Genomic DNA, 11,348 nt, shown 5'->3' with positions numbered 1-11,348 from the left:
GGGCGGTACTGCAGCCCGTAGGGGCCGCAGCATGACTGCCATCGACCGCCACCACCGATCGGCCGCGAAAACGGACCTGTCCACTTCGCGCCCGACGCCCGAGGTCGTTCAAAAAAAGCCCGAAATCGAACCTCACTCCCGCACAAGACATTGCGCAAAGCTCTCGCAAGCGGGAGAGGGAGCCCAGTCCCGACGCCGAAGCATCTTTCACACCATATGCGATAGCCCTGCGGTGGAAGGGAGGGCAGCCGAGGGCGGCCAGCTACGCACGGACGGCCCCTTTTGGAGGAGGGGACAAGCCGGTCAAATGGTGCTATTCGGCGGCCACCAAAACCAAGGCTCAACCGGGAAGGACGCCGATGACCGTGCATACTGGAAGGCATTTCTTACAGATTCCAGGACCGACCAATGTGCCCGACCGGGTGCTGCGGGCGATGGACATGCCGACGCTGGACCATCGCGGTCCGGAGTTCGCCGAGCTTGGTTTTGCCGTCCTCGCCGCGATGCAGCGGGTATTCCGCACCAAGCAGCCCGTGATCATCTTCCCCTCGTCCGGCACCGGCGCCTGGGAAGCGGCGATGGTCAATGTGTTCGCACCCGGCGACAAGGTCTTGATGTGCGAGACCGGCCAGTTCGCCGTGCTCTGGCGCGGCATCGCCGACAAGTTCAAGCTCGACGTCGACTTCATCCCGAGCGACTGGCGCCATGGCGCCGATCTCGCCGAGATCGAGAAGCGCCTTGCCGCCGACAAGCAGCACGCCATCAAGGCAGTCTGCGTCGTGCACAACGAGACCTCGACCGGCTGCGTGACGCCGCCAGCGGAAGTGCGCAAGATCCTCGACCGCACGAAGCATCCGGCGCTGCTGATGGTCGACACCATCTCCGGCCTCGGCTCGATGGAGTATGAGCACGACGCCTGGGGCATCGACGTCTCGGTGGCGGGCTCCCAGAAGGGTCTGATGCTGCCGCCCGGCCTCGGCTTCAACGCCGTCTCCGAAAAGGCGCTCGCGGTCGCCAAGGCGAATCCGGGCATGCGCTCCTATTGGGACTGGCAGGAGGTCATCAGCTTCAACAAGCTCGGCACGTTCCCCTATACGCCCGCGACCAATCTGCTCTACGGCCTGCGCGAAGCGGTCAAGATGCTGGAGGAGGAGGGGCTGGAGAACGTCTGGTCCCGCCACAAGCGCCACAGCGCCGCGACACGGGCTGCGGTCAAGGTCTGGGGTCTCGAGACGCAGTGCGCCGATCCCGCCGCCCACTCACCGGCGCTGACCGGCGTGCGCGTGCCCGAGGGGCACGACGCGGATGCCTTCCGCAAGGTGGTGCTGGAGAACTTCGACATGTCGCTCGGCACCGGCCTCAACAAGGTCAAGGGCAAGGTGTTCCGCATCGGCCATATCGGCCACTTCAATGATCTGATGCTGATGGGCACGCTCGCCGGCGTCGAGATGGGTCTCGATCTTGCAAAGATCCCGCACCGGAGCGGCGGCGTATTGGCGGCCATGGACGTCCTGAAGGGACGCGACGTGGTGCCGATGACCAAGGCCCAGGTCGCCTAAGGGCGGCCTGACCGAATTGAACTGTAGTGAAGAAAGTGAGCGCGCGATGAACCTACCTGCGACCGCCAACGAAGACCTGCTCTACTCCGTCCAGGACGGCATCGCGCGGATCACCTTCAACCGCCCGCAGGCGCGCAACGCGATGACCTTCGCCATGTATGACCGCATGGCAGAGATCTGCCTGGAGATCAACGCCGATCGCTCGATCAAGGCGCTGATCCTGACCGGCGCCGGTGACAAGGCGTTCGCCTCCGGCACGGACATCTCGCAATTTCGCGCCTTCAAGACCGCGCAGGACGCGCTCGACTACGAGGCGCGGATCGACCGCGTGCTCGGCACGCTCGAGCAGTGCCGCGTGCCCGTGATCGCGGCCATCGCCGGCGCCTGCACCGGCGGCGGCGCCGGCATTGCGGCCTGCTGCGATCTTCGCATCGGCACCGAGACGACGCGGATGGGCTTTCCGATCGCGCGCACGCTCGGCAACTGCCTGTCGATGTCGAACATCAGCCGCGTCGTCGCGCTGGTCGGACCCGCCCGCACCAAGGATCTGATCTTTAGGGCGCGCCTCGTCGAGGCGCAGGAAGCGCTCGCCCTCGGCCTGCTCAACGAGGTCGTGCCCGACGTCGAGACGCTGCAGCGCCGCGCCGACGAGACCGCGAAGCTCGTCGCCAGCCACGCGCCGCTGACGCTGGAAGCGACCAAGGAAGCGGTGCGCCGCATCCGCCGCACGCTGTCGCGCGAGGAAGGCGAGGACCTGATCCTCAAGGCCTATATGAGCGAAGATTTCCGCGAAGGCATGGACGCCTTCCTCAACAAGCGGGCGCCCGTGTGGAAGGGCAGGTAGCGCGTGCCCTCGGCTTTTTGCGCCACAGGCGCGGCGTGCGGAGCCAAAGTAATTGCCGACATCCATCGCCGTGACCACCGCGTAAATCAAAATTGTCACAGGCATCTCAGACGGTTCCGCCATTCGGAACCGTGATTGTGAACGTGCGCGGTCCACGCGTTTACGTTGACGGCGCGGCGAGCCTCGGCCTAAGATCGCAGAGGTTGCATTCCACCGCCTCGTTTCTTTGAGGCGATGGTCCGGCCGTTGGGTTGGGGCTCAGTCGGTTGAGCGACGCTGATTGTGAGAAGCGTTCCGGCCGACCGTACTGCAACCGGACGTCATTGAACTGAAATCGAACTGTAGAAGTACCGACGTAATTTCGACCACGCGAGCCGCGCCAGAATTTCATTGCTGCTGACCATCCCGACGCCAGGCCCGACCTCGCGAACAAGCCCAAGCTCCTGAAGCAAGACCCTTAAACCAAGGCCTTTGAGTCAAAGCCGTTGAGTCTTGTCTGATTTCTCAGACCGATTAGTCACGTCGCCGCGTCTTCGTGCGGCGGCGCCTTCATGGCAACGCAGGCAGGGATTTTCCATGACCAACCACACGCCGGTTTTCACCTCGTCATCCGCGACGGGCAGCTTCACAGAATTTGCCAACCTCAACGATTCAACCACGCTGCATACGATGTCCGGGACGATGAGCTTCAGGGACAGCGACAGGACCGATACCCATACGACATCGGCGACGCTGCATTCCGTGGTCGTGTCAGGCGGAACGACCGTTCCGGCGGCCTCGCTGGCGCATTTCCAGGCCGCGATGCAATCGCAGATCCTGAGCGATGCAAACGGCTCGGGCCAGCTCAAATGGAGTTTTAGCGACGTGGACGAGGATTTCGATTTCCTCGCCAAGAACCAGACGCTGGTCCTGACCTACGACATCACGGTGCTCGACAATCACGGCGGCTTCGCCGTCCAGACGGTCAAGATCACCGTCACAGGGACCGACGACAAGCCCGTCATCAACATGACGACGGCGGCAACCGTCACCGAGCAGACCAACCAGACGCTGTCGCTGTCGCCCGATACGGTTCACGTCGCGCTCAATTTCACCGACGACGACCTCGCCAACACCGGGCACACCGCGACCGTGATCGGTGTATCGGCCTCCGGCGCCACCGCAGGCCTGTTGCCGGGGCCGTTCGGCAATGCCGAGCTGATGTCGTTCTTCCACGTCGATAACGTCGTCAAGGCCTCCGGCTCCTCGACCGGCACCATCAACACCACCTTCTCCGCGCCCGATCTCGCCTTCGATTATCTGGCCGCTGGCCAGCATCTCGACATCACCTACACCGTGCAGCTCGACGATCATGCCGGCGGAGTCTCCGCTCAAACGGTGACCGTGACGGTGGTCGGCACCAACGACAGGCCGCTGTTCCTGTCGTGCCCGGAATCGGCCGCTCTCGTCGAGGATCAGAATGTCGACCCCGGCGGCAATCTCACCGCGCATGACAGCCTGGTCTTCACCGACATCGATCTTGCCGACGCGCACACTGTCTCGACGACGGTCACCGCGAGTCGTTCGGGCGGCGGTTCGATACCCCTGACGAATGCGCAATTGCTCGCCGCATTCGGCACCTCGCTCCAGGATTCGACCGGCCATCTGATCGGCGAGGTCGATTGGAATTTCGCGTTTCCAAATTCCTCGGCCAATTTCCTCACCGGCGGTGAGACGCTCAAGCTCGTCTATCACGTCACCGTCACCGATCCCTCCGGGGCCGCCACGACCCAGGACGTCACCATCACCATCCTCGGTGTCAATGAGCCCGTCGTGATCACGAGTGATGCACAATCCTCCACCGTGGCCGAGCAGGACGCCACCACCGGCTCCCCGGTCCTCGACACGACGCCGACGACCCCGGCCGGCACGCTTGTCTTCACCGATGAGGACACCAGCGACACGCACATGGTGACAGCGACGCTGAACTCCGCCTCAGGACCGACGCCGCCGGCCTCGACACAGGCCAGTCTCGCTGCGGCACTGACGACGACGCTGCACGATTCCACCGGCACCGGTAGCGGCAGCATCGACTGGGACTTTGCAATCCCCGATCAGGATCTCGACTATCTCGCCGCTGGCGAGACGCTGACGGTGACCTACGACGTCTCGGTCGCGGACGGCTCGACCAGCGCGACGCAGACCGTCTCCGTCGTCGTCACCGGCGCCAACGACGCGCCGGTGATCACGAGCGGACCGGGATCCGCCTCGCTGTCCGAGCAGCCGGGCGTGACCGGATCGCCGTCGCCCGACACGACGAGCCCGGTGCCGACGGGCACGCTGAGCTTCAACGACGTCGATCTGTCGGACACGCATTCGGTCAGCGTGGTGCTGGACTCCGCAATATGGTCGGCCAATGCTTTTGCCGTCCCGGCGCAGACGCTGGTGGACCTGCAATCGGCGCTCGCCACGGTGCTGCACGATTCCACGGGCAACGGCTCCGGCAGCGTCGACTGGACTTTCAGCATCGCCGATGCCGATCTCGATTTCTTGAGCCTCGGCGAGACGCTGACGGTGCAATATGCCGTCAACGTCTGGGACGGCTTCACCAGCTCGGCCCAGACCGTCACCGTCACGATCGATGGCGCGGCCGATCCGCTCGTCCTGACACCGCTGACGATCGCGGCGTCCGATACCGCGGGCCCGGATGCCGGCACGCCAATCGCGACCGGCGCCATCTTTGACATCACGCAGCCGGTGGATTCGAGCACGCCGCGGACCGTGACCGAGGTCAACGGCAGCGCCGCCAATGTCGGCAATGCGGTGGCCGGTGCGCATGGAACGCTGGTGCTCAACGCCGATGGCTCCTACGGCTATGTCGCGGATTCCTCGGTGGACGCGCTTCTCGCCGGCGACAGCGTCACCGACCAGTTCACCTTCACGGTCGATGACGGCCAGGGCCATCAGGCCTCCACCACGCTGACCTTCGACATCGCCGGCGCCAACGACAATCCGCTTGTCACGGCGGCCAATCTCAGCGGATCGGTCACCGAGGACGCCGGTCCGCCAGTGATCCTCAATGGCGATTTCGAAACCGGCAATTTCGCCAATTGGACGGTGAGCGGCGGCGGACACATCCGTGTCGCGCAGCTCGAGCTCGGCGGCAGCTTCGGCCATTATTCGGTCGAGCTGCTCGCGAACAGCAGCCCGGAAACGCTGTCGCAGACCATCGCGACCACGCCGGGGCAGCACTATTTCGTCAGCTTCGACGTCATCGGCGACCCTGAAAGCGTCAACGCGCCGTTCACGGTGTCATGGGATGGGGTGACGATCCTGTCGCTCGCCAACGTGCCGTCCGGCGTCAACCACTATTCCTTCGACGTGCTCGGCGACGGTTTGCTGTCGTCCACGCTGCTGCAGTTCGCCTATGAGGACGACGGCACCGGCATGATCCTCGATTCCGTCAACGTCAGTCCGGCAACGGGGCCTGCCACCGAATCCACGCAAGGCGCGCTGTCGTTCTCCGACGTCGACCCCGGAGACACGCACAGCGCAAGCTTCGTGCCGGGCGACGGTGGTTATGTCGGCACGTTCTCGCTCGATCCGGTCAGCGAGACCGGCGGCGCGGGAAGCGTCGCCTGGCATTTCACGGTCGACAATGCCGACATCCAGTTCCTGGCGCAGGGACAGACGCTCACCCAGGACTATCTGGTGACGATTGCCGACAACAATGGCGGCTCGACCACGCAGGATGTCACCGTCACCATCATCGGTACCAATGACGCGCCGAGTGCGGTCGGCGAGACCGTCGTCACCGATGTCGGTGCCAACGCAACGGTCGAGATCCCGAGCTGGGCCCTCGCCTTGAACGACACCGACCCCGACACCATCGATCAGCTGTCGCTCGGAAGCATCACGGCGAGCGCCGGCGGCAGTGCCGTCGCGTTCGGCAATGCCTTCTTCAGCGATGACGCGACGCTCGGCGGCTCGTTCAGCTACACGAGCTCCGACGGCACCACGACCTCCTCCAATATTGCGACCGCGACCATCGTCAACAACGCGGCCGGCGCGACCGCGCTGATCGGCACCGGCGGCGACGACATCCTGATCGCAACCAATGGGACCGAGACGATGAGCGGGGGCGGCGGCGACGACGTCCTGATCGCCACCGCGACTGGTAATGCCATGACCGGCGATGGTGGCAACGACACCTTCGCCTTCCTCCAGCCGTCCGGTCCGAGCACGGTCGGCGATTTCAACAACACTACCGAGCATGACCGGATCGCGGTGTCGGCGAGCGGCTTCGGCGGCGGATTGACGGCTGGGATGGAGGTGACGTTCGAAGCCTCCGGCGACGATGTGTTCTCGGGATCCTCCCAATTCCATTTCGACACCGGCAACCAGACGCTCTATTACAGCGCCGACGGGACGCAAGGCGCGGCGGTCGCATTGGTCAGCGTCCAGAACGGCGTGCTGCTCAACCAGCACGACATACTGGTCGTGTAGGCCCTCGCCATCGAGCCGAGGCGCGGGCTCCAAGCCGGCCCGCGCTTTTTGTGCGCCGCGCTATTCTCATTCCAAAGTCATAACGGGGATGACGTGGGATGGCTTGAACTCGGCTGGATTCGCCAGCACAATGGGCGCTGAATTCGTCTCTGAATTTCCAATCCAAACAAGAATATAGGGAAGACGCACGTGGGACATGGAATGAAGGCCGCAATGGCGCTTGCGGCCGCGCTTTGCGGCACGCCGGCTTTTGCGGGCTGGGAGCCGTCGAAACCCGTCGAGATCGTGGTGGCGGCGGGCGCGGGTGGTGCCTCCGATCAGATGGCGCGGATGATGCAGGCCGCGATCCAGAAGAACAATCTGATGAAGCCGCCGATGGTCGTCTCGCTCAAGGGCGGCGCCTCGGGCGCGGAAGCGCTGATGTACATGAAGTCCAGCGAGGGCGATCCGAACAAGGTGCTGATCGCCTATTCGCTGATCTACATGCTGCCGCTGTCGGCGAAGATCCCGTTCAACTGGCGTGAGCTGACGCCGGTCTCTGTGGTCGCGCTCGACCAGTTCGTGCTCTGGGACAACAGCGCAGGCCCCAAGACGGTGAAGGACTTCGTCGCGGCCGCGAAGGCCGCGGGCTCGCCGTTCAAGATGGGCGGCACCGGCTCCAAGCGCGAGGACCACGTGCTCACGGTGTTCCTGGAGCAGAAGACCGGCGCGAAATTCTCCTATCTGCCTTACAAGTCCGGCGGGGAGGCCGCGACCCAGCTGGTCGGCAACCACACCGAGGCCAACGTCAACAACCCATCCGAGAATCTCGAAGTCTGGCGCGCCGGCCAGGTGCGTCCGCTCTGCGTCTTCGACAAGGAGCGCATCTCCTACACCGGCAAGGTGACGGACACCCAGTCCTGGGCCGACATCCCCACCTGCAAGGAGGAGGGCGTCGACGTGCAGTATCTGATGCTGCGCGCGATGTTCCTGCCCGGCAAGGTCACGGCTGAGCAGCAGGCGTTCTACGTCGATCTGTTCCACAAGGTGACACAGACCGCGGAATACAGGGACTACATGGAGAAGCAGGCGCTGAAGCCGATCTTCCTCACCGGCAAGGACATGGTGCAGTTTCTCGAGGAGGACGATGCGCTGAACAAGTCGCTGATGACGGAAGCCGGATTCGTTGCGAAGTAGTTACAACCCTCGGCGTCATGCCCCGCCTAGTGCGCAATTGCGCACGGGGGGCGGGGCATCCAGTATTGCACAGAGCTCGACGAAAGACGGCTTCTGCACGGCGTACTGGATCATCCGCCTACGCGGATGATGACAGCGCAATTTGACTTGGCAGAGCATGTCCCAAACCGATATCGAAATCGTCGTCGAGGATCCGACCGCGCCCGAAGACGACTCGCCTTCCGTCGTCTCTTCCGGCACGATCGAGATCGTCGTCTGCCTCCTGCTGCTCGCGCTCGCCATCACGCTCGGCTACGACAATTGGCGCACCGGCGCGTCCTGGGATGCGACCGGGCCCGAGCCCGGCTATTTCCCGTTCTATCTGTCGGTCATCCTCGGCGGCGGCAGCCTCTACGGCCTGATCGCGGCGCTCGTCTCGTACCGCGCGGCGCGCGAGACCTTCGTCACGCGCGCGCAAGGCCGCCGCGTGATGGCGGTGTTCGTGCCGACGCTGCTGTTCTGCCTGGTGACGCAGGTCCTCGGCCTCTATGTCGCGAGCTTTCTCTTGATCTCCGGCTTCATGCGCCTCGTCGGCAGGATCGCGCTGTGGAAGTCGCTGCTCACCGCTTTCGTGTTCACGGCGATCATGTTCGTCACATTCGACATCGCCTTCGACGTCATCATGCCGAAAGGGCCGCTCGAAGCGGCCCTCGGCCGCTAGGCGGTCCCGCGCGATGGAAGCTTTCGGTCTCCTGCTCCACGGCTTTGCCGTCCTGCTGACGTGGAAGACGCTCGTGCTGATGATGGTCGGGCTGGTGCTCGGCATCTTCGTCGGCGTGCTGCCCGGGCTCGGCGGCCCCAATGGCGTCGCGATCCTGTTGCCGCTCACCTTCACGATGGACCCGACCTCGGCGATCGTGATGCTGTCCTGCATCTATTGGGGCGCGCTGTTCGGCGGTGCCATCACCTCGATCCTGTTCAACATCCCGGGCGAAGCCTGGTCGGTCGCGACCACCTTCGACGGCTATCCGATGGCGCAGCAGGGCAGGGCGGCCGAGGCGCTGACTGCGGCGTTCACCTCCTCCTTCATCGGCTCGCTGGTCGCGGTGCTCCTGATCACCTTCCTCGCGCCGATGATCTCGTCCTTTGCGCTGAAATTCGGCCCGCCGGAGTTCTTCGCGGTCTATCTGCTCACCTTCTGCTCCTTCGTCGGCCTCGGGCGCGAAGCCAAGCACAAGACCGTCATCTCGATGTCGCTGGGCCTGTTGCTCGCCGGCATCGGCATGGACACGGTGTCGGGCAATCTGCGCATGACCTTCGGCTCGCCGGAGCTGCTCCGCGGCATCAACTTCCTGGTCGCCGTCATCGGCCTGTTCGGCATCAGCGAGATCCTGCTGACGATGGAGGAACGGCTGGCGCTGCGCGGACATGCGGCGGGCATCTCGCTCCGCGTCGTGCTCGGCGTCTGGAAGGACCTGCCGAAATACTGGGTGACGCTGCTGCGCTCCTCCTTCATCGGTTGCTGGCTCGGCATCACCCCGGGCGGCGCGATCGCGGCGTCGTTCATGGGCTACAACCTGGCAAAACGCTTCGCCAAGGAGTCCGAGAGTTTCGGCAAGGGCCGCATCGAGGGCGTGTTCGCGCCGGAGACCGCGGCGCACGCCTCCGGCACCTCGGCGCTGCTGCCGATGCTGGCGCTCGGCATTCCCGGCTCGGGCACCGCCGCGATCCTGCTCGGCGGCCTGATGGTGTGGGGGCTCAATCCGGGGCCGCTGCTGTTCGTCGAGCACAAGGACTTCGTCTGGGGCCTGATCGCCTCGATGTATCTCGGCAACGTCGTCGGCCTGGTGCTGGTGTTGACGACGGTGCCGATCTTCGCCTCGATCCTGCGCGTGCCGTTCGCGGCGGTGGCGCCGATGATCGTGGTGTCCTGCGCGATCGGCGCCTACGCGATCCAGAACGCGATGTTTGACATCTGGCTGATGCTCGGCTTCGGCATAGTCGGCTACGTCTTCAAGAAGATCGGCATTCCGCTGGCCCCGTTCACCCTCGCGCTCGTGCTCGGCAACCGCGCCGAGGATGCCTTTCGCCTGTCGATGATTGGTTCTGGCGGAAACCTTGGGGTGTTCTGGTCGAACGGGCTGGTCGGTTCGATCACGACCCTGGCGTTTCTGCTGCTGTTCTGGCCGGTGATCGACGGTTTGCTCGCCCGTGTCGGAGTGACACACAGGACTAGGACGACATCGCACTAGGACGCTAGAGCAACATCTTTTGATATCAAGCAGATAGCGATCTGGTAGTGTTCTGGTCCGGATACCACTCCAGCTCGATTGTTTCTGGATGTTGCCTTTGTGGCACAGCCCTTGGCCGTCCCCTGGCGTATATTTTCATCACGAAATCGTGCGAGGGGGAATTCTCCATGAAGCGGATAGTGATTGGAATGGCGGCGGCGATGTCGCTGTTTGCGACGGGCGCGCTGGCTGCCGATCTCGCGGCAAAGCCTTATGTGAAGGCGCCGATCGTCGATCCGGTCTGGAGCTGGACCGGTTTCTACGTTGGCGCCAATGGCGGCTATAGCTGGGGGCGTTCGCGCACCGACGTCTCCTATTTCACCCCGACAACCGGCGCGCCGATCGCACCTCCGGCGGGCTCCATCACCAGCGCGGCGTTCGACATGAACGGCGGCATCGCGGGCGGTCAGGCCGGCTACAACTGGCAGAGCACCAACTGGGTGTTCGGCGTCGAGGGCGACGTGCAATGGTCGGGTGAGAAGGGTCGCGCCGGTTATAGCTGCGTGGGCTCGGCCGCCGCGCCAGTCGGCGGACCCTGTCTTCCCGGCTTCACATTCCTTCCGCCCGGCGGTCTCGCCGGCACGACTTTGACGGTCGACCAGAGCCTGCAGTGGTTCGGTACCGTTCGCGGTCGCGTCGGCATCCTGGCGACCCCGAAGGTGCTGTTCTACGGTACCGGCGGTGTCGCCTTCGGTGAGATCAAGACCACGGGAACGATGTCCAGTTTCAGCCTTGTCGCGCCCTTCGGCCCGATTTCGTCGGTCGCATCGACCTCCACCACGCGTGTCGGCTGGACCGCCGGTGTGGGCGTCGAGGGCAAGATCACCCAGAACTGGAGCGGCAAGCTCGAGTACCTTTACATGGATCTCGGCCGCTTCTCGTCCGGCCCGTTCACGCTGGTGCCCGCTTTGCCGATCAGCGCCAACGTCTCGTCGCGCTTCACCGACCACATCCTGCGCGCCGGCATCAACTATCAGTTCGGTGGCCCGGTGGTCGCCAAGTACTAAGCCAAGT

General features: G+C 64.2%; 7 protein-coding genes. All 7 read left to right on the top strand.

Annotation, left to right across the window (positions count from 1 at the left end):
* Positions 1-359 precede the first annotated feature (359 nt).
* The 7 genes from CVM73_RS21780 to CVM73_RS21750 all read left to right on the top strand — a co-directional run bounded on the left by CVM73_RS21780 (position 360) and on the right by CVM73_RS21750 (position 11,341).
* Positions 360-1,559: a pyridoxal-phosphate-dependent aminotransferase family protein gene (locus CVM73_RS21780; protein ID WP_100233920.1), complete on the top strand. Its 1,200-nt coding sequence runs from the start codon at positions 360-362 to the stop codon at positions 1,557-1,559.
* 46 nt (positions 1,560-1,605) lie between these two features.
* Positions 1,606-2,403, top strand: coding sequence for an enoyl-CoA hydratase/isomerase family protein (locus CVM73_RS21775; RefSeq protein ID WP_100233919.1), 798 nt, complete (start codon positions 1,606-1,608; stop codon positions 2,401-2,403).
* A gap of 576 nt (positions 2,404-2,979) precedes the next feature.
* Positions 2,980-6,888 (top strand): beta strand repeat-containing protein, encoded by a 3,909-nt coding sequence (locus CVM73_RS21770; protein WP_100233918.1) that lies wholly within the window; start codon positions 2,980-2,982, stop codon positions 6,886-6,888.
* A gap of 201 nt (positions 6,889-7,089) precedes the next feature.
* A complete protein-coding gene (locus tag CVM73_RS21765; protein WP_167406975.1) occupies positions 7,090-8,064 on the top strand; it encodes a Bug family tripartite tricarboxylate transporter substrate binding protein in 975 nt (324 codons plus the stop codon).
* A 157-nt stretch (positions 8,065-8,221) separates the two neighbouring features.
* Positions 8,222-8,764, top strand: coding sequence for a tripartite tricarboxylate transporter TctB family protein (locus tag CVM73_RS21760; protein WP_100233916.1), 543 nt, complete (start codon positions 8,222-8,224; stop codon positions 8,762-8,764).
* Between the two features lie 13 nt (positions 8,765-8,777).
* Positions 8,778-10,295, top strand: coding sequence for a tripartite tricarboxylate transporter permease (locus CVM73_RS21755; protein WP_100233915.1), 1,518 nt, complete (start codon positions 8,778-8,780; stop codon positions 10,293-10,295).
* A gap of 167 nt (positions 10,296-10,462) precedes the next feature.
* A complete protein-coding gene (locus tag CVM73_RS21750) occupies positions 10,463-11,341 on the top strand; it encodes an outer membrane protein (protein ID WP_100233914.1) in 879 nt (292 codons plus the stop codon).
* The last annotated feature ends 7 nt before the right edge of the window (positions 11,342-11,348 follow it).

The sequence above is a fragment of the Bradyrhizobium forestalis genome, from assembly GCF_002795245.1.
GTDB classification, from domain to species: domain Bacteria; phylum Pseudomonadota; class Alphaproteobacteria; order Rhizobiales; family Xanthobacteraceae; genus Bradyrhizobium; species Bradyrhizobium forestalis.
The sequence above is the reverse complement of the archived record's forward strand: the minus strand, read 5'-3'. Positions and strand labels throughout refer to the sequence as shown.